The following is a 25,398-nucleotide window of genomic DNA, read 5'->3' on the forward strand; positions in this document are numbered from 1 at the left end:
GCCACAACAGCCCGGCGGCTACCGGCTTGGCGTCGGACGGCGAACCATCAACCAGTGTGCCGAGGGTTGCCGGCGCCTCGACCTGAACGGTCACAAATCGGTGGTGAACCCGGCACGCGTTATGGTAGCCAGGCGCGCGGCCGAGCTAGCGGCATGTCCATCGCGCAGGAAAGTACGAGGAAAGTAGATGTACGCGCCATGACAGATGCGCAGACCCACACCGTCAGGGTAGGGGTAGTGGCCGAGTCACGGCCCGACGAGCGGCGCGTTGCGCTGGTACCCAAAGCGGTGGCCTCACTGGTCAACAGTGGTGTCGCCGTCGTGGTCGAGTCCGGTGCCGGTCAGCGGGCGCTGCTACCCGACGAGCTCTACACCGAGGCCGGAGCCATCATTGGAGATGCATGGGCTGCCGACGTCGTCGTCAAGGTCGCGCCGCCGACCGCCGAGGAGATCGGCCGGCTGCGCAGCGGGCAAACCCTGATCGGCTTCCTGGCCCCGCGTAACGCCGACAACTGCATCGGTGCGCTCGAGCAAGCCGGCGTGCAGGCATTCGCACTCGAGGCCATTCCGCGCATCTCCCGGGCCCAGGTCATGGATGCGCTGTCGTCGCAGGCCAACGTCGCCGGCTACAAGGCGGTGCTGCTTGCCGCATCGGAGTCGACCCGGTTCTTCCCGATGCTGACCACCGCGGCGGGAACGGTGAAGCCGGCCACCGTGCTGGTGCTCGGTGTCGGCGTGGCAGGTCTGCAGGCGCTGGCGACCGCCAAGCGGTTGGGGGCGCGCACCACCGGCTACGACGTGCGGCCGGAAGTCGCCGACCAGGTGCGCTCGGTGGGTGCGCAGTGGCTCGACGTCGGAATCACCGCCGCAGGTGAAGGCGGCTACGCCCGCGAGCTGACCGACGAGGAACGCGCCCAGCAGCAGAAGGCCCTGGAAGCGGCGATCAGCGGTTTCGACGTGGTCATCACCACCGCGCTGGTCCCGGGCCGACCCGCGCCGCGGCTGGTGACCGCTGCCGCGGTGGAAGCCATGAAGCCCGGCAGCGTGGTCGTGGACCTGGCCGGCGAGACCGGCGGCAACTGCGAACTGACCGAGCCGGGCAAGACGGTGGTCAAGCATGGCGTCACCATCGCCTCGCCGCTGAATCTGCCGGCGACCATGCCCGAGCACGCCAGCGAGCTTTACAGCAAGAACATCACGGCCCTGCTGGACCTGCTGATCAAGGACGGGCAGCTGGCCCCCGACTTTGACGACGAGGTCATCGCGGAATCGTGTGTGACCCGCACCCAGGACGGAAAGGCCTCCTAGCGATGTACGACCAACTGTTGGAGAACCTGGCGATCCTGGTGCTGTCCGGGTTCGTCGGATTCGCGGTGATTTCCAAAGTGCCCAATACGTTGCACACCCCGCTGATGTCGGGAACCAACGCGATCCACGGCATCGTGGTGCTGGGTGCGCTGGTGGTGTTCGGGCGGGTCGAGCACCCATCGATCGCGGTGCAGATCATCCTGTTCGTCGCGGTGGTGTTCGGCACGTTGAACGTGATCGGCGGCTTCATCGTCACCGACCGGATGCTCGGCATGTTCAAGGGCAAGAAGCCGCTACCCGCCAAAACTGAGGAGCCGGCAGCCAAATGACGTACTTGGTGATCGGCCTCTATATCTTCGCGTTCTCGCTGTTCATCTACGGTTTGATGGGCTTGACCGGCCCCAAGACGGCGGTGCGCGGCAACTTGATCGCCGCGGTCGGCATGACCATCGCGGTGGCGGCCACCCTGGTCATGATCCGGCACACCAGCCAGTGGCCGTTGATCATCGCCGGCCTGGTCGTGGGCGTCGTGCTCGGGGTGCCCCCGGCGCGGCTGACCAAGATGACGGCCATGCCGCAGCTGGTGGCGTTCTTCAACGGCGTCGGCGGTGGGACGGTAGCCCTGATCGCGCTCTCGGAATTCATCCAGACCAGCGGCTTTTCCGCGTTCCGACACGGCGAGTCGCCCACCGTGCACATCGTGGTGGCGTCGCTGTTCGCCGCCATCATCGGATCGATCTCGTTCTGGGGATCGATCATCGCCTTCGGCAAACTGCAGGAGATCATCTCCGGCCGCCCGATCGGTCTCGGCAAGGCGCAGCAGCCGGTCAACTTGCTGCTGCTGGCCGGCGCTGTCGCGGCCGCTGTGGTGATCGGGCTGGGCGCACATCCCGGCAGCGGCGGAGTGTCGCTGTGGTGGATGATCGGTCTGCTGGCCGCGGCCGGGGTGCTGGGCTTGATGGTGGTGCTACCCATCGGCGGCGCCGACATGCCGGTGGTCATCTCGATGCTCAACGCCATGACCGGGCTGTCGGCCGCGGCGGCCGGTCTGGCCCTGAACAACACCGCAATGATCGTGGCCGGCATGATCGTCGGCGCATCCGGCTCCATCCTGACCAACCTGATGGCCAAGGCGATGAACCGCTCGATCCCGGCCATCGTCGCGGGCGGTTTCGGTGGCGGCGGGGTGGCCCCCAGCGGCGATGGCGGCGGCGACAAGCACGTCAAGGCCACGTCGGCGGCCGACGCCGCGATTCAGATGGCGTACGCCAACCAGGTCATCGTGGTGCCCGGTTACGGGCTGGCCGTGGCCCAGGCACAGCATGCGGTCAAGGACATGGCGTCATTGCTGGAGGACAAGGGTGTGACGGTCAAATATGCGATCCACCCGGTGGCCGGCCGCATGCCCGGGCATATGAATGTGCTGCTGGCCGAGGCCGAAGTCGACTACGACGCGATGAAGGACATGGACGACATCAACGACGAGTTCGCCCGCACTGACGTTGCGATCGTCATCGGCGCCAACGACGTCACCAATCCGGCGGCCCGCAACGAAACATCCAGCCCCATCTATGGCATGCCGATTCTCAACGTCGACAAGGCCAGGTCGGTCATCGTGCTCAAGCGGTCGATGAACTCGGGTTTCGCCGGCATCGACAACCCGCTGTTCTATGCCGACGGCACCACGATGCTGTTCGGGGACGCAAAGAAATCGGTGTCCGAGGTCACCGAGGAACTCAAAGCGCTCTAGGCCAGCTGAAGTCGTTAGGTGGAACCCGGCGCGAGGCTGTCTCAAATGACTGGCGGAATCAATCGCGCTACAGACCCAATGGCGCCGCTCAGTAACGACAGCTCGGTCACACTCGATTGGCCGAAGTTGAATACCATGCCGGGATTCGCCGACGGGACATAGGGGTAGGTGTCAGGCAGCGACGACTGCGGTAACGCCCCGATATCTACCAGGGCGGCTTGGGGGCCTTGCACTGCCCCTGTCGCCAGGTGGGAGATCACTGTGATCGGGTTGACGAAGCCGAACAGGCTGGCGGGGGTGGGCACATCGGCGTAGCCGTAGCCGTAACCCAAATCGACCAACACCCGGAGATCCGGCTGGATCAGGTCGGCAAGCGGGGGCCCGACAAAGGGCAAGGCACGAAGGGGTTGCAGCAACGGGAGGTCCTGGGTCAAAAACATGTAGTAATGGGTGTTGCCGGTGTAGCCCGGGGATGTCGGCAATGGCACGGCATTCGCAACATCGGCGGCCGTGACGGGATACGCGTTGTGGACAAATCTGATGCCCATAAAGGCGTTGATGTCGGACAAGATATTGAGCGGGTATTGCGGGTTGTGGGCATAGCCGTCGTATTGACCGGTGTAGATGTACGTCTGGTAGGGGGAATTTGATGGCGTTGCACCGTCGAACGACACATCCATGAACGGGACATAAAGGCCGGTGTAACGCTCCAGGATACCGCCGTTGGGGTTATTGATATTACCGATCATCATGAAAGCCAGTCGGCTGGGATCTGGCTGTTGGCCGACTGGTAGTGCCATCAGCGCACGTATCTCATTGGTGGCGACCGCGGCGCTTTGCGAGTAGCCAAAAACGACGACGTCATGCCCATTTTGTAGTTCCGCGTTGATTCCGTTGTTCAGCGCCGTGACGCCCTGGGCGATGGACTGGTCGAGTGACAGGTGCCCGATAAACGGCCACCACTGCTCGGGCGTGTACTGGGCGACCGGGTTGTTGGGCCCGAAGATCGGCTGGATGTACGCGCTGTCCAGGGCCGCCAACACGGGCGCAGGAAAGGTCGGATACCCGGTGCCGCCCATGATCAACGCCGTGACCGGGTTGCCGGACAGCATCACCGACGACGTCGACGTACCCACGGCGGCGCCTGGTCCGGCGTTGCCCAGTCCCAGCAGCGCTTCGACCGGCGCGTCGAGCGCGTCAAGTGCGCCCGACATGGCCGCGGCGTTGGCGGCCTCGGCGTGCGCGTAGGTGGCCCCAGCGGCAGCCAACGCTTGAGTGAATTCGCTGTGGAAGGTGGTGGCCTGGCTCAGGACTAGCTGACAATCGTGGGCGTATGCGCGAAACAGCGCCGCAGCGGCCGCGGACACCTCATCACCGGCCGCCGCCAGCACCTGGGCCGTCGGGACCGCAGCCGCGGCGCCGGCCGCGCTGATCGCCGAACCGATCCCCTCCACGTCGGCGGCCGCCGTAGCCAGCATCTCCGGGGCCGCGATCACACTGGGCAACTCGTCTCCTGTCCGACGCTGAGGCGATTACCCGTCAAACGGGACCGACCCTGCCAAGCACGGCCAGCCCAACAGCGGGCGCCCAGAGAGCCTAAAAGAGTCCTGTCGGCGACGTCCGGCATTTTGGCCAAACCAGCTTCGGCCGGGCCCAAATGTCGTGATCGCGGCCGGTTAAGGATCGCCAATCGTTACAAACGGCCCGCCGCCAACATCGGGCTGACAGCCTCGGTGGATCTGGCCGGGTTGCGTTGGTGGCTAACCAGGTGGTGGCGCCGGATATCTAGACGGGCGGGTAGGCCGGCGGCGGATAGCCGTTGCCGTCCTCGACCCCACGGATGCCCCAGGTCAGGTAATTGAAGAAGAACTCGATTTCGTCGCTCACGTCGTAGTCAGGACTTGGATCCATTACTGCACCTCTCGACTCGCCATCGACTCGCGACTGGTTCCCCAGAAGTCTAGTCGGATCCGCGTCGGTGCGACAGGCGGTGCCGGCCCTGCATAAACTGTCCAACCAGTTGATTGGTCAAGCCTTGATTCGGGGCGCCGGGCTCCGCGGGCAGCGAGATAGCGAGTACCGATGCCACAAACGCCGTCCGAGAATGGGCTTTCGCGCCGTGAGGAGTTGCTGGCCGTTGCCACGAAGCTGTTTGCTGCCCGCGGTTATCACGGCACCCGGATGGATGACGTCGCCGACGTGATCGGGCTGAACAAGGCGACGGTGTACCACTACTACGCCAGTAAGGCGCTGATCCTGTTCGACATCTATCGTCAAGCCGCCGAGGGCACGCTGGCCGCCGTGCACGACGACCCGTCCTGGACGGCGCGCGAGGCACTCTATCAATACACCGTGCGGCTGCTCAGCGGTATTGCGCGCAATCCGGAACGGGCCGCGGTGTACTTCCAGGAACAGCCCTACATCACCGAATGGTTCACCAGCGAACAGGTGGCGGAGGTTCGCGAGAAGGAAGCCCAGGTCTACGAGCACGTCCACGGCCTCATCGACCGCGGCATCGCCAGCGGCGAATTCTACGAATGCGACTCCCATGTGGTGGCGCTGGGCTACATCGGGATGACGCTGGGCAGCTACCGCTGGTTGCGGCCGAGCGGCCGCCGCACCGCCAAGGAGATCGCGGCCGAATTCAGCACCGCGTTGCTGCGCGGGTTGATTCGCGACGAGTCGATCCGCAGGAATTCTCCGCTGGGACCGTAGCCCTGATACCGGCGCACGAGCGACAACTGGGCGGTTTACGGCGCCGACGGCCATCGGGCGGCGCCACGGGTTTGCGGGGTTCGCGACCTATGCCTGTGCGCACGCTAAAGAAATAGCTCAAGGGGATGGCGGAAACGCAAAAGGAAACAGCTGTTCGACGGGCGGAATCAATTTCAGTATCGACCCGACATTGCGGGTGAACAGAGATATACCGGTCACGGTTGGCTGGCCCACGAAGAAGTTCACGTTGGTGTCCAAGGACGGAAGGAACGGATAGGCGTTGGGCTCGGCGGAGGCCGGCAGCACCCCAATATCGACGAGCGAAGCCTGGACTCCCTCGACCGCGCCACTGACCAGGTCTGTGCCGACGGCGACGGGATTCGGGATACCGAACAGACCGGCCGGGGTGGGGACATTCGCGTAGTCCTGGCCGTTTCCCCAGTCGGTGTAACCAAGGTCGACCAGCACCCGCAGATCCGGCTGGACGAGGTCGGCGAGCGGGTTACCGATGAACGGAATGGCGCGCAGCGGGTCGAGCAATGGCAGGTTCTGGGTCATGAACATGTAGTAGTGGGTGTTGCCGGTATAGCCCGGAGACGTCGGCAACGGAACCGCGTCGGCAATGTCGAGGTTTGGATACAACTCGTGCTGGCCGGTGCTCATCAAGGCGTTGAGGTCGGCCAGGAGGTTGAGTGGGTATTGCGGGAAGTCGCTGGTCGGGTCATATTGGGTGGCATAAATTGAGGTCGGGTAGGGCGAATTCGGCGGCGTGGCCTCGGTGAATGTTATGTCCAGGAACGGAATGTGCAAGCCGGGAAATCGGGTAAAGAAGCCCCCATTGGGAGTTGCGGGATTGCCGGCCAGCACGAACGACAGTTGGCTGGGATTCGGTCGCACGTCAGGGGGCAGGGCCATGAGGTTAGCTATTTCATTGGTGGCCACCACGGCGCTTTGCGAGAAGCCGAAATCGATGACCTTGTTACCCAGACTGAGCTGAGATGTGATCGCAGTGTTCAGATTAGCTACGCCTTGGGCGACGGACTGGTCGAGCGTCAGGTCACCTTGAAATATGGTGAGCGGCCACAACTCTGCGGGGTAGCTCACCCCCGACGCGATTGCCCCCGAGAAGAAGGGCTGAATGTACGCATTGTTGATCAGCGATACGTAGACAGGGAAGGGTTCCGGGTCAAAGGTGCCGCCCATGACGAGCGCGTCCGCCGAGGCAGCCGGAGCGGCCAGCAATGTCCGTGCAGTGGTGGCCCTGGCGGCCACTGGGCGCAGCAGGTCTTGAACACACGTGCCGAGTCCGCCGAGAGCGTTGGCCACCGTTTTGGCGTTGCCGGATTCGGCTTGTGCATAGGCGTTCGCCGCGGTCGCCAGCGTCTGGGTGAACTCGTCGTGAAATGCGGAGGCTCGCCGCAGAACTGCTTGCAGCTGCTGGCCGTAGGTACCGAAGAGTTTCGCGATGGCTGCCGACACTTCGTCTTGGGCCGCCGCCAACACAGTGGTCGTCGATCCCGCCGCGGCCGCTGCGGCCGCGATGATTGCCGAACCAATCTGCTCGGTATTCGTGGCCGCCGAGAACAACATCTCCGGGGCGGCGATGAGGTCGGTCACCCTGTGTCCTCCCCTGACAGTCCCGCACTTTTCACCGGGAACTAGTGTGTTCCTGGTGCGCCGGGAAATGGGGTTTTGCCTGGTCAGCGGGGAGATTATAGCAAGACGCTGGCCTCGCGACGACGGTACTCACTCCCATGAAGACGTACCGCGTCTCGTGTCTGCTGTCGTTCGCGTCCGAGCATGGCTTGGCCGGCGTTACCAGCTATGAGCGAACATAAATCTGTTCTGCCGTCGGGCCCGGTGTCCTTGCGAGCGCGACGGGCGCTACGGCAGCCGCCGTGATCAGCGCGCGACGCGCCTCCGCCGTGGGGACTGCTGGCGCCCGGCGCCAGCAGGAGTCCTTCGGCTTACACCGCAGCTGCGCTACTGGAGCAACGGAAGGATTAGCGGAATCAACGGAAGTGCTAATGGAGTCAGCAGCGGCATGTGGTGGATAGGTGGAACCAAGTCCAGCAGCGGCCCGACGGCCCGAGTAAGCAACGATATGTCTGTCGCGGTTGGCTGGCCCACGTAGAAATTCACGTCGGTGTCCAAGGCCGGAAGATATGGGTATTCATTCGGCAGTGCGGATTGTGGCAATGCTCCTATTTCCACGAGCGAGGCTTGGATACCCTTGACGGTGCCATCGGCCAGTTCTCTCCCGACGACGAATGGGTCGGGGATGGAAAACAGGCTGGCCGGGGTTACGACATTCGCGTAGTCCTGGCCGTTTCCCCAGTCGGAGTAGCCCAAATCGACAAGTACCCGCAGATTGGGCTGGATGAGCTCGGCGAGCGGCTCGCCCACAATGGGGATGGCGCGAAGCGGGTCAAGTAATGGCAGATCCTTGGTCATGAACATGTAGTACTGGGTGTTGCCGTTATACCCCGGAGACGTCGGCAACGGCACCGCATCGTTAACGGCGAGAATTGGATACAACTCGTGCCGTCCGGTGCTCATTAGCGCGTTGAGGTCGGCCAAGAAATTGAGCGGGTAGCGCGGGAAGTCGCTGGCCGGGTCGTATTGGGTGGCGTAAATGGTGGTCGGGTAGGGAGAATTCGGCGGGGTCGCTTCGGTGAATGTTATGTCCAACCAGGGGATGGTAATACCTGGAAATCGGGTGAAGAAGCCGCCATTGGGTGTCGCGGGATTGCCGGCCAGCACGAACGACAGCTGGCTGGGGTCGGGCCGGATGCCAGGGGGCAGCGCCATGAGTTCGGTGATGACGTTGGTGGAAACCACAGCGCTTTGGGAGAACCCGAAATTGACGACGGGATTTCCCGAGCCGATCTCAGAATTGATCGCATTAGTCAGATCCGTCATGCCCTGGGCGACGGACTCGTTGAGCGTCAGGTTGCCTTGAAATATGCTGAGCGGCCACAACTGGGCGGGGTAACTCACTCCCGTCGGGTTCGCCCCGGGGAAGAAGGGCTGGATGTAGGCGTTGTTGATCAGCGATACGTAGAGGGGGAAGGGTTCCGGGTCGAAGGTGCCGCCCATGACCAGCGCCACCGTCGAGGCGGCGGGTGCCGCGGCCGCCATCACTGTCGGTCCGGCGGCGGCGTTGGGCACCGCCGGGGCAAGCAGACTCTGGACCTGCGCATTGATTCCGCCGAGAGCATTGACCACCGCGGCGGCATTGGCCGCCTCGGCCTGCGCATAGGTGGTTGCCGCGCCGGCCAGCGTCTGGACGAACTGGTCGTGAAATGCGGTGGCTTGGGTGAGTGCCGCCTGAAGCTGCTGACCGTAGGTGCCGAAGAGCTTCGCGATCGCCGCCGACACCTCGTCGGCAGCCGCCGCCAGCACATTGGTCGTCGACCCCGCGGCGGTGGCGCCCGCGGCGGTGATTGCCGAACCAATCTCCACCGCATTCGTAGCCGCCGACACCATCATTTCGGGCGCAGCGATTAGGTGCGTCATTGCACGTCCTCCCCTGACGATCTGGCGCTTTCCAGGGGGAATGAGCAAGCTGTTCTTGCACTGGAAAACGGGGGTTTCTGCCGGTCAGCGAATACGTGATATTAGCAAGGCGCAAGCCCCGGTATGGGCGGAATCAATCCCACCACGGCGGAATCCATCCCAGATCTCTGGCCGCGGTGCCCAGTGCCCCGGTTAGCAGGGACAGGCCGGTCACGCTCGGCTGACCAACAAAGAAGTTCAGACCCGGGGCCACGGACGGAGCGTACGGATACCCAGTCGGTATGTAGGAGGGCGGCAACCACCCGAGATTCACCAGGCTGGCTTGGACTCCCTGCGCCGCGCCCTTGGCCAGGTAGTAGCTGACGGCGAACGGGTTGGGAACCGACAGGAACGAGGCCGGGGTGGGAATGTCCGCATAGCTCAGACCCGGCCCGTAGTCGGAGTAGCCCAAATCGACGAGCACCCGCAGGTCCGGCTGGACCAGCTCGGCAAGTGGCGTCCCCACATAGGGAATCGGACGAATAAGGCTGGTCAGTGGTAGCTTCTGAGTGAGACCCAGGAAGTAGTCGGTGTTGCCGGTGTAGCCCGGGGAAGTCGGCAGGTGCACAGCGTTGGCAACCTGGTCCGGCGGCAAGCCGACGTAGAAATGGGTACCGTCGACTATTCCGATCACGGCGTTGAGATCCGCCAGGAGATTGAGCGGGTATTGCGGGAAGTTGCCGGTGCCGTCGTACTGGTTGGTGTAGATGACAGTTGGGTAGGGCGAATCCGGCGGCGTCGCGCCGTTGAACAGCACATCCAGGACCGGCACGTACAGGCCGGTGAAGCGTTGGAGGACACCGCCGTTGGGATTGTTCGGGTTGCCGGTCAGCACGAAGCCCAGATCGCTGGGGCTCGGCGGGGTGACCTGGGCCATCAAATGGCGTATTTCGATGGTGGCAATCACCGCGCTCTGCGAGTAGCCGTAAACGACGGCGCTGTTGCCCAGGGTGCTGAATTGGGTAGTGAGCGCGTTGCTCAAAGTAGCCACACCCTCGGCCACTGAACGGCCGAACGTCAGGTTGCCCAGATTCGGAGTGGTGGGCCAGAACTGCTCGGGCGTGTGCAGGGCATCCGAGAGAAAACCCGGGAAACGGGGCTGGATGAACAGTGTCTGGGCGCCTGTCACATACATCGGATCGGGGTCCGGGATACCGGTGCCGCCCATGATGAAGGCGACCTGCGCGCCGATGCTGGTTATCGACGGCGGGTTGATGGCACCGGCGCCGGCATTGGGAAGCAGCGGGGCCAACAGGGCCTGGAGTTGCGTCTCGAATGTGTTCAGCGCGCTGCACGTCGTGGCCTCGGCTTGTGCGTAGGCGTTCGCCGCCGCGGCCAGTGCCTGGGTGAACTCGGTGTGAAACTCGGCAGCATGGGTGACGACAGCCTGGTACTCCTGACCGAATGCGCCGAACAGCGTCGCGATAGCCCTCGACACTTCGTCTTCGGCCGCCGCCAGCAATCCGGTCGTGGGTCCGGCCGCGGCCGCGTTCGCGGCGTATAGCGCCGCCGCGATCCCGTCCAGATCAGTGGCGGCCGTCGCCACCATTTCTGGCGCAGTGAGCAAATACGACATCGCCACGTCCTTTGCAAACTGGGTCCCTTCCGGCCGGAAAACGGAAAGGGCCCAAACCGCGGGGGTATCAGGTATGAGCTGAGACTAAAGCGGTCCCGCCGGGAAGTCCGGCGATTCCACGTTTCCGACGGACCTGAACTTCCGGAACTCGTGGCGACCAAGCCGCGCGTCGTCGTCTCACGGGAAGACCGGCGGCGGAATCAGATGCAGCAGCGACCCCAGGCCCCCGCTCGCCAGGGACAGCAACGTCACCTCAGGCTGGCCGATATAGAAATGCAGGCCCGGATTGATGGACGGAATCCACGGATAGGCCTGGGGGAACCACTCCGGGCCCCAGAATCCAGCTTCCACACCGATTTCCACCGCGGCGGCGTAGGGCGCCTGCAGACTTCCCAGGGCCAGGTAGTAGCCGACGGCGAACGGGTTGGGAATCGAGAGCAGCCCGGCCGGGGTCGGAACGTTCGCATAATTCGGTCCGTAGTCGGCGTAGCCCAGGTCGACGAGCACCCGCAACTGCGGCTGGAACAGGTCGGCGATCGGCGGTCCGGCATAGGGAATGTCGCGAATCGGCTGGACCAGCGGCAGGTCCTGAGTCAGCAGCATGAAGTACTGGGTGTTGCCGGCGTAGCCGGGAGAGGTCGGCAACGGCACCGCATTAGCGATCTCGCTGGCCGAGAGCGTCGGATATGTGTTGTGCACATAGAAGTAGCCCATGAAGGCGTTGATGTCCGCCAAGATGTTGAGCGGATAACGGGGAGCGTTGGCGATGCCGTCGTACTGCGCGGTGTAAATGGTGGTCGCATAGGGACTGTTCGGCGGGGTCGCACCATTGAACGGCACATCCAGGAACGGGATGTAGAAGCCGGGGAAGCGGGACAGCAGCCCGCCGTCGGGCGTATTGGGATTGCCGATCATGGCGAACGAGATGTCGCTCGCATGGGGGGAGCCCGCCCCGATGAGCGCGTTGATTTGATTGTTGACGATGGTGGCGCTCTGCGAATAGCCGAACGCGACGACCTTGTTTCCCAGTGCAATTTGGGCGTTGATGGCGTTGTTCAGGTCCACTACGCCTTGAGCGACGGACTGGTTGAACGTCATGTTGCCCAGTTGCGGGGTAACCGGCCAGAACTGCTCGGGGGTGAAGAGCGCCTTCGGAATGGCCCCGGGGAAGAGGTGCTGAATGTATTTGACGTTGATTCGATTGAGGTATTTGGGGTCGGGGTCGGGGTTTCCGGTGCCGCCCATGATCAGCGCAACCTGGGAAGCCGCGGCCGGAACCGCCGTCAGCGCGCTGGATCCGCCGGTGCCGACGCCCGCGCTGGTCAACAACGACTGGATCGGTGCGGTGACCGCGGTGCGCGCATTCGACAGCGCCCCGGTCAGCGCCGCGTTCAGCAAAGCCGCGTTGGCGGCCTCCGCTTGCGCGTAGGCACCTGCCGCGGCGGCCAGTGCCCGGGTGAACTCGTGATGGAATGCGGCAGCCTGCCTGACGACCGCCTGGTACTCCTGCGCGTAGGCATTGAACAGCGCGGCCGTAGCGGCCGAAACCTCGTCACCGGCGGCTGCCAGCAGATTGGCCGTCGGCCCGGCGGCCGCCGCGTTGGCGGCGCCCACCGCCGCGGCGATGCCGTCGACCTCGGCCGCGGCAGACGCCAATAGCTCCGGGGCAGTAAACACATGCGACATCTCCCCGTCCTTCCCGCCAACGGGTCCCGCCCTGTCCCGCCGCAACTAGCCGCAACCGCGGGTATTGGGTAATTACAGAGGGTAGAGCGGTCTTGCCGGGAAGTCTGGCGTTTGCCCGTATCGGCCAGGCTGGGGACTAACCGCTTTTCAGGTGCCTGTCGAGGAACGCGATCTGGTCGGCGACGGCGCGCTCGAAAGCACCGTCGACATAGATGGCGAAATGCCCCTCGGGATACACCTTGACCTCACCGCGGGGAGCTTTGGCGGCGTAACGCAGGGTCGGGCCGGCGGGCGCCACCGAGTCGGTCTCGCACACGCAGAACAGGATGGGGCAGCGGACCTTGGCGGCCAGCCGTCCCGGACGATAGGTGAGGACCCGCAACGCGATCCGGGCGGCGATCTCGTTGCGCAACTCCACACCCTCGGGCACCAGCCTGAGATAGCCCTCGTAGGCGTCCGCGGCGGTCATCACCGCAACCTCGCCGGGCTTGCCGACTGTGGGAACGAGCACCGGGGACCGTCCGGCCAGGGCGCCGACGACGTCGCGCAGCGCCAGTGCGGTGAGGCGCGCAACGGTCGCCGGGTTGATCGCCCGGACGGAGGCGACGCCGTCGGTGAACGGGCACTGCGCCACGGCGGCGGCGATACCCGGCACCCGGGCCGCCGTGGCGATGACGTGCCCGCCGCCAAAGGAAGTGCCCCACAAGCCGATTCGGCTCCGGTCGATCCCCTCGATGGTGCGCGCATAGGCCACGGCCGCCGTCCAGTCCGCAAGCTGCATACCGATGTCGAGCAGCTGGCGGGGCTCGCCCTCGCTGTCACCGAAGTTGCGGTAATCGAACACCAGACAGGCGTAGCCGGCCGCACTGAATCGTTCGCCGTAGGCGTCCAACCGCATGGTGCGTACCGCACCCAGACCGTGCGCCATGACCAGCAGCGGCGACGGGCCGCCGCCGGTGGGGCGGTAGAGCCACGCGCCGATCCGGTCGGCGCCGGAGGTGAAAGAGACGTCTTCGCGTTCGGCCACAGCGCCTCCAGCACGTGTTCGTCAGCCCGCCGGATGATGGACTACGGTCGGGAAACGCTACCGGATCGCGGCTTGACGGAGGACACCCATGGCGATTCACGTCGCTCATGTCGGCGCCGGAAACGTCGGTCGGCTTGATGAGGCTTCGCGCGCGTCATGAGCATCCTGGGTGGCCTCTCCGCTGCCGTCGGTTCGAGCCACGTGACCACCGACGCCGACGTGCTCGCCGCGCGCAGCGTCGACCACACCGGCCGCTACCGGGGCCGGGCCAGTGCGCTGGTGCGGCCCGGCTGCGCCGAGCAGGTCGCCGAGGTGCTGCGGTTATGCCGGGACGCCGGGGCCTACGTCACCGTGCAAGGCGGTCGCACCTCCCTGGTGGCCGGCACCGTTCCGCAACACGACGACGTGCTGCTGTCCACCGAACGGCTCTGTGCGGTAGGCGATGTCGACGTCCTCGAACGCCGTGTCGCGGCGGGTGCCGGTGCCACACTGGCGGCGGTGCAACACGCCGCGACGGCGGCGGGGCTGGTGTTCGGTGTCGACCTGTCGGCGCGCGATTCCGCGACCGTCGGCGGGATGGCCGCCACCAACGCCGGCGGCCTGCGCACGGTGCGCTACGGCAACATGAGCGAGCAGGTGGTGGGTCTGGACGTGGCGCTGCCCGACGGCTCCGTGCTGCATCGGCACAGCCGGGTGTGCCGCGACAACACCGGCTACGACCTGCCGGCGCTGTTCGTCGGCGCCGAAGGCACGTTGGGCGTCATCACCCAGCTGGATCTGCGGCTGCATCCGGCTCCGTCGCATCGGGTGACGGCGATCTGTGGGTTCGCCGACCTCGACGCGCTGGTCGACGCCGCACGGGTGTTGCGCGACGCGGACGGAATCGCGGCACTGGAATTGGTCGACGGCCGCGCCGCCGCGCTGACCCGCGAGCAGCTGGGGCTGGCCGCTCCCGTCGAGGGAGACTGGCTGCTGCTGGTGGAACTGGCAGCCGACCACGATCAGACCGATCGGCTCGCCGGGCTGCTCGCCGGGATGCCGCACTGCGGCGAACCGGCGGTCGGCGTGGATAGCGCTGCGCGGCAACGACTGTGGCGCACCCGGGAAGCGCTGGCCGAGGTGCTGGGCGGCTATGGGCCACCGTTGAAGCTCGACGTTTCACTGCCGTTGCCGGCGATCGCCGGATTCGCCCGGGACGCGGTCAGTCTGGTCCACGCCCATGTCGCCGACGCGCTGCCGGTGCTGTTCGGCCATATCGGGGAGGGCAATCTGCACCTCAACGTGCTGCGGTTGCCGCCGGAGCGCGAACCTGCGCTGTATCCGGAGCTGATGGGACTGATCGCCGAGTGCGGTGGCAACGTCAGCTCCGAGCACGGCGTCGGCAGCCGCAAGCGCCGGTACCTGGGGATGTCGCGGGAGTCCACCGATATCACCGTCATGCGAACCCTCAAGGCGGCGCTGGACCCGACCGGCTATCTCAACGCGGCGGTGCTGTTCGAATAGCGGCGCGGTTGGCCCTCATTCGGCTCCCCTGATGCCGACGGCGTGACGCAGCTGAGCCAGGAACTGATCGGCGTCGTCGCTTCGAACGATGTAGTGGGAGATCGCGACCCGGATTGCCGTCGCTGCCTTCACCGCGGCATTGGGGCCGGGAAGCAGCCGCTGCAAGCCGTCACGCATCTCGGGTATGACGCGGGACATCTGCGCGATGACCAGCTCCGGTTCGATATCGACCATCCGGACCCCCGAGTAGGAGTACTGGTAGTCGACGATGAAACGCAGTGCGGCATCCAGCCTTTCGACGCCTTTGAGCCCGGCCGTCGCGTCGGCCAGTCCGCTTTCGAAGTTCTGGCGCTCGTAGCGCGAAAATGTGGAGAGCAACTCCTCTTTGGAAGCGAACCAGCGGTAGAGGGTCGGACGCGAGACCCCGGCCTGGGCCGCGACCTCCGAGAGGCTGAGCTTGGTCTTGCCGCTGCGGCCGAGCACCTCCGCGGTGGCCGCCAGGATCCGCTGACGGGTCGAATTGTCGGTCTCGGTCGCAGCTGTTGCCCCAAACGCCTGGCTCATGCCTCAAACTTTACAAAGCATTGGGCAAGTGTCACGTGGTTTCGCCGGTGGCCCGGGGACGCGACGCAATCGGATAACCTTTACAAACTTAGCTCAAAGTGTCACGCTGGGCCGTGAGTTGGCGTTGTGAGCAAGAGGTGAACGCAGTTGACGACAGATTCTGAACAGGCCCAATGGTCGGTCGATCGGCTGCTCGAACTCTTCGAGGTGCGGGCCCAGGGCGCCGATCGGTTCAGCGCCGAAACCGGCATCGCCGGGACGGACGGCCGGCAGGTGGTGGAGGGCACCCAGGTGCTCGCACAGGCAATCGTCGCTGTGGCCAAGCGATTCCACGGTAAGGCGGTGCGGTCGGCGCACGCGGTGTTTTCCCGCGCCGTCGCGGTCGGTCCGCCGGTCGAGTTGCTCCTCGACGTGGTGCACCAGGGCCGGTCCACCGCCACCGCCGTCGTCTCGGCCCAGCAGGACGGCCGGCGCTGCATCACCATGACGGTCCTGGCCGACGTCCCCACCGGCGACGTAATCCGCCATCACCTGCCGCGGCCCGTCGTCGCGGCGCCCGCGCACGCCAACGTCTCGCAGATGCCGATGATCGGGCGCGAGTTGCGACTCGTCGACGTGGTGGACGTCAACAGTCCCGACGAGGTGGGACCACCCGAGTTGTACGCGTGGTTGCGCTACGACCCCATCCCGGCCCGTGACGACCTGGCCAAGGCGCTGGTCGCGTATTTCACTGGCCACCTGGGCATTTCGACCACCATGCGGGCGCACCCGGGCATTGGTACCAGCCAGGCGCATCTGACGGTGTCCACCGCGCCGATGACGATCTCGGTGGCCTTCCACGAACCGGTGCGCTGGGAGGGCTGGTTGCTCTACACCCACGAGAGCACCCAGGTCGGCGCCGGAATGTCGTACGTCCGCGGCACCGTGCACACCGAGGAGGGCGCACTCATCGCCTCCTTTGTCCAGGAGGCGATGATCCGGCCGCTGCGCATCACCGACACGGCGATCGACGCCCGGTCCCGGTTCTAGCGCTATGCGCTTCGCCGTCACCCACCCGATGCACAGTCATCCCTACAATCCGGAGCTGTTGTCCGGGGCCGGTATCGCGGCGATCGCCGCGGCGGCCGAAGGCGCCGGTTTTCACGGGTTCGGCTTCACCGACCACCCGGCCCCGTCACAGCGCTGGCTTCAGGCAGGTGGCCATGACGCGTTGGATCCGTTTGTCGCCATGGGTTTCGCGGCCGCCCGCACGACGACGCTGCGCCTGATTCCCAACATCGTGGTGCTGCCGTATCGAAACCCGTTCCTGGTGGCCAAGTCCGGCGCGACGTTGGACCTGCTGTCCGGCGGCCGGTTCACCCTGGCGGTCGGGGTGGGGTATCTGAAACGGGAATTCGCGGCACTGGGTGTCGACTACGACGAGCGTGCCGAGCTGTTCGAGGAGGCGCTGCAGGTCATCCGCGTGGTGTGGACCAGCGATGACATATCGTTTGCGGGAAGGCATTTCACCGCGAGTGGCATCGCCGCGCATCCCCGACCGCCGCGTCCGCCGCCGATCTGGATCGGCGGCAACACCCGGGCGGCGTGCCGTCGCGTCGCCCGCTACGGTGACGGCTGGTGCCCGTTTCCCGCCCCTGCGCGGCTGGCCCAGACCGCGGGTACCGCGGCCATCGACTCGATGGACCGGCTTGCCGACGGTATCGAGGACTTGCGGCGCAACTGCGACGCGGCCGGCCGCGACTGGTCGGCAATCGACATCACTTTCACCAACGCCGACGGGGGCAGCCCGGCGAGCGACGGCTTCAACGCCGACGCCTACCTGTCCGGGTTGGAAAAGCTTGCGGCCCTTGGCGTTACCTGGGTGCAGGTAGGGCTGCCCGGCGACAGCCTCGCTCATGTGCTGGAGACCATCGAGCGGTTCCGGACTCTGGTGATCGATGCCGCCTGACCCCTCCTCGCGGATCAGAGCACCCTTGTCGCCCCGAGAACGCGGCCCGGCAGCTCGGCGATGACATCGATGCGGGTGTCGTCGAAGCTGAGGAATCCCTTGATCGGCAGGCTTTCCGGAAACGGATCGGTATAACTCCACGCGGCGTCTTCGACGAAGATGTCATCCAGGACGGCGGACCAATATGTCGCGACGCCCTTGTAGTTGCAGTAGCTCGACGTGTCGGACTTCTGCAGTAGATCGGTGCGCACCTGCGAAGGTTCCACGTACAGCCGCGGTTCCAGCGATGTCTCGAAAACGATCACCGTGTCGTGGGTGTCCACCAGCGCCGTCCCGGCGAGGGAGACGTTGAGGTGACGGGTGGTCGGGCGGCAGTCGACCCGGTGGTACGGGTTAGGGGGATAGTGGACGAGTTTGCGGCCCTCCTCCACCCAGGTGTCGACGGCGTCCCACGGCACGTGAACATAACCGGGCGCTTGGGATTCGGGCTCGGTCGGTAGGTCGCCGACCTCGTCGTCCGGGAAAACGTAGCTGAGCGGGTGATCGCGCCGGTGCACCAGCAGCGCCCGCTCGGTGTCGATGACCAGCCGCCCGTTCCGGAAGGCCTGAATCCGGCGCGGATGCGGTTCGATGTAGACGACGTTTGCGGGTATCGGCGGACAGAAGTGTCCGGCCGGGTTCCGGCTGAGCGGACCATGTCCGGCCACCAGACTCATGAGGCTCCTCCCAACTGGGGCACCAGCGCCGCGGCCATGGTGATTGCGTCGCCGCGAGCCGCGTCTGCCAAGTGCGGGGTGCGGGCTCGCTGCTGGCGGACCGCGAAACCCGGCGACGTCGTGCTATCAGGTAAGCGTAAGTCGCGGCCCGCCGATATCCGGCACGGATTGCCGTTACCCGAAATGTGAGTGTGCTATGACGGTGTGCTCCGGCCGGCTTCTCGTTTCGAGGTAGTCGCGGGTGCGTGATGCGGAGGTGACGTTTCGTCGGACTTCGTATGTCCCAACCGCAGCCGGCGCGTGCTGCCTCGACGGGTCTTGGCCGGGCTTCGGTCCCGCAGAGGCTCGGGCAAATGAGCCGGAGTATGAATGAGCCATGGCGGGACCGGTAGCAGGCATCACAGTCGTCGAGCTCGGGGTCTGGGTCGCTGGACCGGCCACGGCCGCCATCCTGGCCGACTGGGGCGCCGACGTCATCAAGATCGAACCGCCGACCGGCGATCCGGGCCGGATGTTCGGCCGGATGCTGGGATGCGACCTCGGGGTCAACCCGCCTTTCGAAATGGACAACCGTTCCAAGCGCAGCATCGTGCTGGACCTCACCACCGCTGCCGGTCGCCGCACTGCCTTCGAATTGCTCACCGACGCAGACGTTTTCGTGACCAATGTGCGCCCCGGCGCGTTGCGACGGCTGGGGCTCGACTTCGAGGCGGTATCCGGCCACCACCCCCGTCTGGTCTACGGGCAGATCACCGGATATGGCGAAACCGGGCCCGACGCCGACCGGGCCGCCTACGACGTGGCGGCGTTTTGGGCGCGCGCCGGTGTGGCCGATCTGCTCACCCCGCCGGGCGGCACCCCGCCGTTCCAGCGCGGCGGCATGGGTGATCACTCGGCGGGCATGACCCTGGCGGCCGCCGTTTGCGCGGCGCTGCTCGCGCGTGAGCGCACCGGAACCGGTCAACTGGTGACCACCTCGCTATACCGCCAGGGCGCCTACACGGTCAGCTTCGACCTGAACACGTATCTGCTCACCGGCCAGCCGATCGCGGTCGGACAACGCGAGTCGATGGGTAACCCGTGCATGAACAACTACACCGCCGGCGACGGGAGACGGTTCTGGATCGTCGGGCTTCAGGCGGATCGGCACTGGCCGGCGTTGTGTCGCGTCGTCGGGCGGCCGGAGTGGCTGGCCGATCCGCGGTATGGCGATGCCCGCGCCCGCGCCGCCAACGCCGTGCCGCTGATCGCCGCGCTGGACGAGATCTTCGCGACGAAGTCGCTTGCGGAATGGGCGGAAGCCTTCGCCGCCGAACCGGATTTCTTCTGGTCCCCGGTCAACACGCTCGAGGACGTCGTCGCCGACGAGCAATTCCACACCGCGGGGGGCATCGTCGAGGTGCCGGACGGGGAATCGAGCGTGCCGATGGTGGCCACGCCGGCGGATTTCCACGGCACGCCCTGGGCACCCCGCTGGACGGCTCCCGCACTGGGCCAGCACACCGCGGAAGTTCTGGCCGAACTTGCGGCCCGCCGCGGGTCTTGACGGTCCCACAAGCTTTACAAATTTGCGCGAAAGTGTCACGCTGTCGGGTGAACCGTGTCACCCGATTCGCCGAAACCGGGCCGGTCCCGGTGGGCCATTCCGGTGCGGCGGACACCCTGACAGCCGCGCCAAGCCACCCGTCCGCATGTGGTCCACGCACGAGGAATGAACCGATGATCACTCCCACTTTCGGCATCAGCGATTACCTGGCGACAGATGTGCACCGGGGGCCGCGGACCGACACGGAGTGTCTGCGTTACCGGCTCGAGGTGGTGGCCACCAGTGCTGTCGATGTGGTGCATGCCGCCGGGGGCTGGTTGTACGACCGGGTGATGGCCGGTTGGGAGGTGACGGTACTGCTGCCGGGCGGCGACGGTACCCGGCCGCTGCGGATCCTCGGGGCCCGGACCGCGGACCTGGAGACCGGACTGACCGAGCCTCGCCCATGGGGGCCATGGGGTCAGAGCCTGGCCGTCAGCGCCGCTGCGTTGGCGTCGGACGATCGCGTCCGGAACCTAATGCTCGAGGCGCTCGAGCACCGGTCGGGCGAGGTGGCGCTGTGGGGTGACGAGTGGCCTTGGGGGCTGAATCGCACGATCAGCCCGGTGCAGCATGTGCTTAGCGCGGCCGCGCGGGCGTTCAAGGGTCAGGCGCTGAAGGCGGCCGGAATCCCCTGCGGTTCGGTCGAGTCGGTCGAGACGCTGTTCAGCGATACGCAGTGGTGGGGCTAGTGCCGGCCTGAGCCCGCAGAGTCAGAACGTGATGAGCTGGCGGATCGCCGTGCCGTCGGCCAGATGGTCCATCGCCGCGTTGATGTCGTCCAACCGAATCGTCGACGACACCAGCGATTCCACCGGCAGCCGGCCGGACCGCCACAGCGACACGAACCGGGGAATGTCGCGGCTGGGAACCGCCGAACCGAGGTAGCTGCCGATCAGCGACCGGCCTTCGGCGACAAACCCCAACGGCGAGATGTTGATCCGCGCGTCGGGGGGCGGCAGCCCGACGGTAACGGTACGGCCGCCCGGGGCGGTCAGTGCGATCGCGGTCTCCAGCGCGCCGGGGTGACCGACGGCCTCGACGACCACGTTCGCCTTGACCCCGGCATCGATGGCCCGCTGCGGCGTATAGGTGTCATGGACGCCGAGTGTCGTTGCAGTGGAAAGTTTTTCCGGAATCTGATCGACACCGATGACGCGGACGTCGGGATAAGTGAGGGCGGTGAGAACCGCCGCCATCCCGACACCCCCGAGTCCGACGACGGCGACCGACTGTCCCGGTCGCGGGTTACCCACGTTGAGAACGGCGCCTCCGCCGGTCAGCACCGCGCAGCCGAGCAGGGCCGCCACCCGCGGCGGCACATCGTCGGGTACCGGGATGGCGCTGGCCCGATTGACCACGGCGTGGGTGGCAAATCCCGAGACGCCGAGGTGGTGGTACACCGGGTGGCCGTCCCGGCTGAGTTTGATAGCTCCGCCCAGTAATGTTCCGGCCGCGTTGGCCGCGCCGGCCGGCTGACACGGCGTCATGCCCTCGGTCGCGCATGCCGCGCAGTGTTCGCACCGCGGTAGGAAAACCAGCACGACTCGCTGGCCGACGACTACGTCGTCGACCCGATCACCGACCTGCTCGACGATTCCCGCGGCCTCATGGCCGAGCAACATCGGCACCGGCCGCTCCCGGTTGCCGTTGACCACCGACAGGTCGGAGTGGCATACGCCGGCGGCCTCGATGCGGACCAGCACCTCATCGCCGCCGGGCGCTTCCAGATCGAGGTCGGCAACACCGATCGGCCGCGACTCGACGTACGGGCGAGGCGACCCGATCCGCTCGAGCACCGCGCCGCGGATGTGAAACATGCTGGAATACAACCATGGCTTCGACATCGAAAGTTCCATCGGTCCCGTCGGTGCCCGAAACGCCTGCGCCGCAGAACCTCACCAGCGACGACTTCCCGGTGCTGTGGCCGGTGCTCACCCGCTGGGCTGACAACGACATGTTCGGCCACCTCAACAACGCCGTCTACTACCAGCTCTTCGACACCGCGATCAACGCCTGGATCAACACGGGTACCAACCTCGACCCGCTCTCCACGTCGTCGCTGGGCATCGTCGCCGAATCGGGCTGTCGTTACTTCTCCGAACTGCATTTCCCGCAACAGCTGGTCGTGGGCCTGGCGGTCACCCGACTGGGCCGCAGCAGCGTCACCTACCGACTCGGCGTGTTCAAAGCCGGCCAGCAAACCGACAGCGACCGGGCGCAGCCGATCACCGCGCTGGGCCACTGGGTCCACGTCTACGTCGACCGGACCACCCGCAAACCCGTTCCGATCCCGGAGGCCATCCGCTCGTTGCTGGCGACAGCTTGCGTGCGGCCCGCGCGAACCCGGCGTGAGGACGGAGTAAGGCCGGCGTGAAATAGGCCGGGCCACACCCGAAATCAGGCCGGGACCGGCACGGTCAGCGCCCGCCGGCTACCCGGGTATGCTTCGCCAATGCCAGTTTTGAGCAAGACCGTCGAGGTCAGCGCGGACGCCGTAGCGATCATGGGCATCGTCGCCGATATCGAGCGGTACCCGGAATGGAACGAAGGGATCAAGGGCGCCTGGGTGCTGCACCGCTACGACGACGGGCGTCCCAGCCAGGTGCGGCTCGACACCGCGATCCAGGGCTTCGAGGGCATCTATATCCACGCCGTGTATTACCCGGGCGAGAATCAGATTCAAACGGTCATGCAGCAGGGCGACCTGTTTCTCAAGCAGGAACAGCTGTTCAGCGTGGTGGAGACCGGCGCCAACAGCTTGCTGACGGTGGACATCGACGTCGAGCCCAGCCTGCCGGTGCCCGCGCCCATGGTGAAGATGCTGCTCAACAACGTCCTCGAGCAGCTCGCCGAGAACCTCAAACAGCGGGCCGAGAACCTGGCCACCGGCTAGGGGTACGGGGCAACCCGGTCGGCTTGGCCGAAGATTCCGTTACGGTCCAGCGTTTCGGTCAGTCGTCGTGCGGCGTCGGTGAATTGCCAGACGGTGTGCTCGGTGACCGCGGCCGCATCCCGGCGACGCAGCGCCGCGATCAGCCGCCGGTGATTGTCCACGGTGGCCGCGCCCCAGCGCGGATCGGCGGCAAACACCTGCGCCGGCATGTAGCGGGCGGCATTCAAGAGGAACCAGGCCAGCTTGATCCGGTGGCTGGCCTGGTTGAAAACGCGATGGAACGAGAACTCGAGTGTCGCGATGGTCTCGGCGTCACCGGACCCGACGGCGGCGGCCAGCCCGTCGTTGATGCGGGTCAGTTCGTCGATCTCGACGTCGGTGATCCGGGCGGTCGCCGCGGCGGCAAGCTCCCTGGCAATGGTGGCCTGCAGCCAGAAGATGTCGTCGATGTCCTGCCTGGTCAGCGGCAATACCACGTGACCGCGGTGCGGCTCCAGCTGCACCATGCCCTCACCACGCAACTTCAGCAGGGCCTCACGAACCGGGGTGATGCTGACCCCGAGTTCGGCCGCGGTCTCGTCGAGGCGGATGAACGTGCCCGGACGCAGCGTCCCCGACATGATCGCCGCCCGCAGATGGCCGGCCACCTCGTCGGACAACTGCGCCCGGCGCAGTGGCCGCCGGCTTCGCGGACGGGCGGACAGCGGAGCGTTCATGTGGCCTGCCAGGACTTTCGGGGGCGTGGCGGGGCTTTGCGGGTCTTGTTTTAGGGCCACTGGGCCCGTTAATGTGACCCAGATAACACCATGTTTTATCAAATATCAGCGTGACGCAAGCGGTGCAGGAGTGAAGGGATCGCACAGTTGACCGCGCAACTGGTCAGTGATCTGAACCAGGCCGCAGCCGGCCTGGAGCAGCCCTATCTGGCCCGCCGGCAAAACTGGGTCAACCAGCTGCAGCGGCATGCCCTGATGCAGCCCGAGGCGACGGCACTGCGGTTTCTGGGTCACACCGTGACGTGGTCTGACCTGCGCTACCGGGTCACCGCGCTGGCCGGTGCGTTGAGCCGTCGAGGGGTCGGCTTCGGCGACCGGGTGATGATCCTGATGCTCAACCGCACCGAGTTCATCGAGTCGGTGTTGGCGGCCAACATGCTCGGGGCCATCGCGGTGCCGCTGAATTTCCGGCTCACCCCGACAGAGATCGCCTTGCTGGTGGCGGACTGCGCACCGCGGGTGCTGATCACCGAGGGGGTGCTGGCACCGGTGGCCACCGCTGTCCGTGCCATCCGACCGCTGGTGGACACGATCGTGGTGGCCGGCGGCGCATCCGACGACGCCGTGCAGGGTTACGACGATCTGGTGGACGAAACGGGGGACCCGCCCGCACCCGTCGACATCCCCAACGATTCGCCGGCGCTGATCATGTACACCTCGGGGACCACCGGCCGGCCGAAGGGCGCGGTGCTCACGCACGCCAATCTCACCGGGCAGGCGATAACCGCGCTGTACACCAGCGGCGCCAACATCGGCAGCGACGTCGGTTTCATCGGTGTCCCGCTGTTCCACATCGCCGGGATCGGCAACATGCTGACCGGGATGTTGCTCGGTGTCCCCACCGTGCTGTACCCGCTGGGCGCGTTCGATCCCGGTCAACTGCTCGACGTGCTGGCCGCGGAGCGGGTCACCGGCATCTTTCTGGTGCCTGCGCAATGGCAGGCGGTGTGCGCCGAGCAGCAGGCAAGGCCGCGCAACCTGAAATTGCGGGTGATGTCATGGGGGGCCGCACCGGCGCCGGACGCGTTGTTGCGGCAGATGTCGGAGGTGTTTCCTGGAACGCAGATTCTGGCCGCGTTCGGCCAGACCGAGATGTCGCCGGTCACCTGCATGCTGCTCGGCGAAGACGCGATCCGTAAGCGCGGCTCGGTCGGCAAGGTGATCCCCACGGTCACCGCCCGCGTGGTCGACGACCAGATGAACGACGTCCCCGTCGGTGAGGTGGGTGAAATCGTCTACCGCGCACCAACATTGATGAGCTGCTATTGGAACAACCCGGAGGCCACCGCGGAAGCGTTCGCCGGCGGCTGGTTTCATTCCGGGGATCTCGTTCGGATGGACTCCGACGGCTACGTCTGGGTGGTCGACCGTAAGAAGGACATGATCATCTCCGGCGGCGAGAACATCTACTGCGCCGAGGTGGAAAACGTTCTGGCCGGCCACCCTGGTATCGCCGAGGTTGCGGTGATCGGCCGGGCCGACGAAAAGTGGGGCGAGGTGCCGGTTGCGATCGCGGCTGTAACGGATGCGCCCCTGCGGATCGAAGACCTAACTGAGTACCTGACCGAGCGGCTCGCGCGCTACAAGCACCCGAAGGCGCTCGAGATCGTCGAGGCCCTGCCCCGCAACCCTGCCGGGAAGGTGCTCAAAACCGAATTGCGGTTGCGCTACGGGGCTCGCAAGAGCTTCGAAAATCGTTCTGTGCCAATGCATTCAACGACTAGAGAGGACGACTGACAGGAGCTTTGCGGGCTGCCCGCTGTTGACGGAGGGTTAATTGTGAGGATGCG

23 protein-coding genes are annotated in these 25,398 nt (G+C 65.8%); 12 read left to right on the forward strand and 11 right to left on the reverse strand.

The genetic code is table 11. The features are described 5' to 3' along the window. The first annotated feature begins 198 nt into the window (after positions 1 to 198). From B4U45_RS15385 to B4U45_RS15395, 3 genes are read left to right on the forward strand one after another with little or no spacing between them, the layout of a single operon-like run. Positions 199 to 1,308 carry a Re/Si-specific NAD(P)(+) transhydrogenase subunit alpha gene (locus B4U45_RS15385; protein WP_075545109.1) on the forward strand — a complete coding sequence of 370 codons (1,110 nt, stop codon included), beginning with the start codon at positions 199 to 201 and terminating at the stop codon, positions 1,306 to 1,308. A gap of 2 nt (positions 1,309 to 1,310) precedes the next feature. Further along, on the forward strand, positions 1,311 to 1,637 hold the full coding sequence (locus tag B4U45_RS15390) for an NAD(P) transhydrogenase subunit alpha part 2 (RefSeq protein ID WP_075545110.1): 327 nt from the start codon (positions 1,311 to 1,313) through the stop codon (positions 1,635 to 1,637). After that, a complete protein-coding gene (locus B4U45_RS15395) occupies positions 1,634 to 3,058 on the forward strand; it encodes an NAD(P)(+) transhydrogenase (Re/Si-specific) subunit beta (RefSeq protein WP_075545111.1) in 1,425 nt (474 codons plus the stop codon). The genes B4U45_RS15390 and B4U45_RS15395 overlap by 4 nt, the downstream gene beginning before the upstream one ends. Positions 3,059 to 3,099: 41 nt before the next feature. On the opposite strand, the gene B4U45_RS15400 is transcribed toward B4U45_RS15395, so the two are convergent. After that, entirely contained in the window at positions 3,100 to 4,563 is a 1,464-nt protein-coding gene (locus B4U45_RS15400) for a PE family protein (RefSeq protein ID WP_089025122.1), read from the reverse strand. Positions 4,564 to 4,843: 280 nt separating this feature from the next. Beyond that, positions 4,844 to 4,969: a hypothetical protein gene (locus B4U45_RS15405; protein ID WP_023369539.1), complete on the reverse strand. Its 126-nt coding sequence runs from the start codon at positions 4,967 to 4,969 to the stop codon at positions 4,844 to 4,846. Between the two features lie 171 nt (positions 4,970 to 5,140). Here B4U45_RS15405 and B4U45_RS15410 point away from each other — a divergent pair, with 171 nt between their 5' ends. Then, entirely contained in the window at positions 5,141 to 5,773 is a 633-nt protein-coding gene (locus B4U45_RS15410) for a TetR/AcrR family transcriptional regulator (protein WP_075545112.1), read from the forward strand. 117 nt (positions 5,774 to 5,890) lie between these two features. Here B4U45_RS15410 and B4U45_RS15415 read toward each other — a convergent pair whose 3' ends face one another. The 5 genes from B4U45_RS15415 to B4U45_RS15435 all read right to left on the reverse strand — a co-directional run bounded on the left by B4U45_RS15415 (position 5,891) and on the right by B4U45_RS15435 (position 13,620). Beyond that, the gene (locus B4U45_RS15415; RefSeq protein WP_099223767.1) at positions 5,891 to 7,390 is read right to left on the reverse strand and encodes a PE family protein; all 1,500 of its coding nucleotides are present in this window, start codon (positions 7,388 to 7,390) and stop codon (positions 5,891 to 5,893) included. Positions 7,391 to 7,756: 366 nt separating this feature from the next. Further along, on the reverse strand, positions 7,757 to 9,292 hold the full coding sequence (locus tag B4U45_RS15420) for a PE family protein (protein WP_083154444.1): 1,536 nt from the start codon (positions 9,290 to 9,292) through the stop codon (positions 7,757 to 7,759). Positions 9,293 to 9,425: 133 nt separating this feature from the next. Continuing rightward, positions 9,426 to 10,907, reverse strand: coding sequence for a PE family protein (locus B4U45_RS15425; RefSeq protein WP_075545115.1), 1,482 nt, complete (start codon positions 10,905 to 10,907; stop codon positions 9,426 to 9,428). Between the two features lie 177 nt (positions 10,908 to 11,084). Next, positions 11,085 to 12,593: a PE family protein gene (locus tag B4U45_RS15430; protein WP_075545116.1), complete on the reverse strand. Its 1,509-nt coding sequence runs from the start codon at positions 12,591 to 12,593 to the stop codon at positions 11,085 to 11,087. Between the two features lie 136 nt (positions 12,594 to 12,729). Beyond that, a complete protein-coding gene (locus tag B4U45_RS15435) occupies positions 12,730 to 13,620 on the reverse strand; it encodes an alpha/beta hydrolase (RefSeq protein ID WP_075545117.1) in 891 nt (296 codons plus the stop codon). A 156-nt stretch (positions 13,621 to 13,776) separates the two neighbouring features. On the opposite strand from B4U45_RS15435, the gene B4U45_RS15440 reads away from it, so the two are divergent. After that, positions 13,777 to 15,123 (forward strand): FAD-binding oxidoreductase, encoded by a 1,347-nt coding sequence (locus tag B4U45_RS15440; RefSeq protein ID WP_371686707.1) that lies wholly within the window; start codon positions 13,777 to 13,779, stop codon positions 15,121 to 15,123. Between the two features lie 15 nt (positions 15,124 to 15,138). Here B4U45_RS15440 and B4U45_RS15445 read toward each other — a convergent pair whose 3' ends face one another. Beyond that, on the reverse strand, positions 15,139 to 15,687 hold the full coding sequence (locus tag B4U45_RS15445) for a TetR/AcrR family transcriptional regulator (RefSeq protein WP_075545118.1): 549 nt from the start codon (positions 15,685 to 15,687) through the stop codon (positions 15,139 to 15,141). Positions 15,688 to 15,834: 147 nt separating this feature from the next. Between B4U45_RS15445 and B4U45_RS15450 the strand changes: the two genes are divergently transcribed. Both B4U45_RS15450 and B4U45_RS15455 read left to right on the forward strand, forming a co-directional pair. After that, a complete protein-coding gene (locus B4U45_RS15450; protein ID WP_219859433.1) occupies positions 15,835 to 16,716 on the forward strand; it encodes an acyl-CoA thioesterase in 882 nt (293 codons plus the stop codon). Between the two features lie 4 nt (positions 16,717 to 16,720). Then, positions 16,721 to 17,635: an LLM class F420-dependent oxidoreductase gene (locus tag B4U45_RS15455; protein ID WP_075545120.1), complete on the forward strand. Its 915-nt coding sequence runs from the start codon at positions 16,721 to 16,723 to the stop codon at positions 17,633 to 17,635. A gap of 14 nt (positions 17,636 to 17,649) precedes the next feature. Here the strand turns inward: B4U45_RS15455 and B4U45_RS15460 are convergent, their stop codons facing one another. Next, complete coding sequence (locus B4U45_RS15460; protein ID WP_075545121.1) at positions 17,650 to 18,351, reverse strand: DUF427 domain-containing protein; 702 nt, start codon at positions 18,349 to 18,351, stop codon at positions 17,650 to 17,652. Positions 18,352 to 18,727: 376 nt separating this feature from the next. Here B4U45_RS15460 and B4U45_RS15465 point away from each other — a divergent pair, with 376 nt between their 5' ends. Further along, the gene (locus B4U45_RS15465; protein ID WP_099223761.1) at positions 18,728 to 19,897 is read left to right on the forward strand and encodes a CaiB/BaiF CoA transferase family protein; all 1,170 of its coding nucleotides are present in this window, start codon (positions 18,728 to 18,730) and stop codon (positions 19,895 to 19,897) included. Positions 19,898 to 20,070: 173 nt separating this feature from the next. Further along, positions 20,071 to 20,628, forward strand: a complete 558-nt coding sequence (locus B4U45_RS15470) for a hypothetical protein (RefSeq protein WP_075545179.1) — start codon at positions 20,071 to 20,073, stop codon at positions 20,626 to 20,628. 21 nt (positions 20,629 to 20,649) lie between these two features. Here B4U45_RS15470 and B4U45_RS15475 read toward each other — a convergent pair whose 3' ends face one another. Then, a complete protein-coding gene (locus tag B4U45_RS15475) occupies positions 20,650 to 21,756 on the reverse strand; it encodes an alcohol dehydrogenase catalytic domain-containing protein (RefSeq protein ID WP_075545180.1) in 1,107 nt (368 codons plus the stop codon). 14 nt (positions 21,757 to 21,770) lie between these two features. Here B4U45_RS15475 and B4U45_RS15480 point away from each other — a divergent pair, with 14 nt between their 5' ends. Both B4U45_RS15480 and B4U45_RS15485 read left to right on the forward strand, forming a co-directional pair. Continuing rightward, positions 21,771 to 22,313 (forward strand): acyl-CoA thioesterase, encoded by a 543-nt coding sequence (locus B4U45_RS15480; RefSeq protein ID WP_075545123.1) that lies wholly within the window; start codon positions 21,771 to 21,773, stop codon positions 22,311 to 22,313. A 78-nt stretch (positions 22,314 to 22,391) separates the two neighbouring features. Next, positions 22,392 to 22,832 carry an SRPBCC family protein gene (locus B4U45_RS15485; RefSeq protein ID WP_036399218.1) on the forward strand — a complete coding sequence of 147 codons (441 nt, stop codon included), beginning with the start codon at positions 22,392 to 22,394 and terminating at the stop codon, positions 22,830 to 22,832. Here the strand turns inward: B4U45_RS15485 and B4U45_RS15490 are convergent. Continuing rightward, positions 22,829 to 23,548 carry a GntR family transcriptional regulator gene (locus tag B4U45_RS15490; protein ID WP_075545124.1) on the reverse strand — a complete coding sequence of 240 codons (720 nt, stop codon included), beginning with the start codon at positions 23,546 to 23,548 and terminating at the stop codon, positions 22,829 to 22,831. The genes B4U45_RS15485 and B4U45_RS15490 overlap by 4 nt on opposite strands. Positions 23,549 to 23,695: 147 nt before the next feature. Here B4U45_RS15490 and fadD5 point away from each other — a divergent pair, with 147 nt between their 5' ends. Further along, positions 23,696 to 25,345, forward strand: a complete 1,650-nt coding sequence (fadD5, locus tag B4U45_RS15495) for a fatty-acid--CoA ligase FadD5 (RefSeq protein ID WP_075545125.1) — start codon at positions 23,696 to 23,698, stop codon at positions 25,343 to 25,345. Positions 25,346 to 25,398 lie beyond the last annotated feature (53 nt).

Origin of the sequence: Mycobacterium persicum, from assembly GCF_002086915.1 — a bacterium.
Classification (GTDB): Bacteria; Actinomycetota; Actinomycetes; order Mycobacteriales; family Mycobacteriaceae; genus Mycobacterium; species Mycobacterium persicum.

Excerpts from the sequence above, each read along its gene's own strand:
- B4U45_RS15385 (WP_075545109.1), top strand. The coding sequence starts at position 199 with ATGACAGATGCGCAGACCCACACCGTCAGGGTAGGGGTAGTGGCCGAG.
- B4U45_RS15390 (WP_075545110.1), top strand. The coding sequence starts at position 1,311 with ATGTACGACCAACTGTTGGAGAACCTGGCGATCCTGGTGCTGTCCGGG.
- B4U45_RS15395 (WP_075545111.1), top strand. The coding sequence starts at position 1,634 with ATGACGTACTTGGTGATCGGCCTCTATATCTTCGCGTTCTCGCTGTTC.
- B4U45_RS15405 (WP_023369539.1), bottom strand. The coding sequence starts at position 4,969 with ATGGATCCAAGTCCTGACTACGACGTGAGCGACGAAATCGAGTTCTTC.
- B4U45_RS15410 (WP_075545112.1), top strand. The coding sequence starts at position 5,141 with ATGCCACAAACGCCGTCCGAGAATGGGCTTTCGCGCCGTGAGGAGTTG.
- B4U45_RS15420 (WP_083154444.1), bottom strand. The coding sequence starts at position 9,292 with ATGACGCACCTAATCGCTGCGCCCGAAATGATGGTGTCGGCGGCTACG.
- B4U45_RS15425 (WP_075545115.1), bottom strand. The coding sequence starts at position 10,907 with ATGTCGTATTTGCTCACTGCGCCAGAAATGGTGGCGACGGCCGCCACT.
- B4U45_RS15430 (WP_075545116.1), bottom strand. The coding sequence starts at position 12,593 with ATGTCGCATGTGTTTACTGCCCCGGAGCTATTGGCGTCTGCCGCGGCC.
- B4U45_RS15440 (WP_371686707.1), top strand. The coding sequence starts at position 13,777 with ATGAGCATCCTGGGTGGCCTCTCCGCTGCCGTCGGTTCGAGCCACGTG.
- B4U45_RS15445 (WP_075545118.1), bottom strand. The coding sequence starts at position 15,687 with ATGAGCCAGGCGTTTGGGGCAACAGCTGCGACCGAGACCGACAATTCG.
- B4U45_RS15455 (WP_075545120.1), top strand. The coding sequence starts at position 16,721 with ATGCGCTTCGCCGTCACCCACCCGATGCACAGTCATCCCTACAATCCG.
- B4U45_RS15460 (WP_075545121.1), bottom strand. The coding sequence starts at position 18,351 with ATGAGTCTGGTGGCCGGACATGGTCCGCTCAGCCGGAACCCGGCCGGA.
- B4U45_RS15465 (WP_099223761.1), top strand. The coding sequence starts at position 18,728 with ATGGCGGGACCGGTAGCAGGCATCACAGTCGTCGAGCTCGGGGTCTGG.
- B4U45_RS15470 (WP_075545179.1), top strand. The coding sequence starts at position 20,071 with ATGATCACTCCCACTTTCGGCATCAGCGATTACCTGGCGACAGATGTG.
- B4U45_RS15475 (WP_075545180.1), bottom strand. The coding sequence starts at position 21,756 with ATGTTTCACATCCGCGGCGCGGTGCTCGAGCGGATCGGGTCGCCTCGC.
- B4U45_RS15480 (WP_075545123.1), top strand. The coding sequence starts at position 21,771 with ATGGCTTCGACATCGAAAGTTCCATCGGTCCCGTCGGTGCCCGAAACG.
- B4U45_RS15485 (WP_036399218.1), top strand. The coding sequence starts at position 22,392 with ATGCCAGTTTTGAGCAAGACCGTCGAGGTCAGCGCGGACGCCGTAGCG.
- B4U45_RS15490 (WP_075545124.1), bottom strand. The coding sequence starts at position 23,548 with ATGAACGCTCCGCTGTCCGCCCGTCCGCGAAGCCGGCGGCCACTGCGC.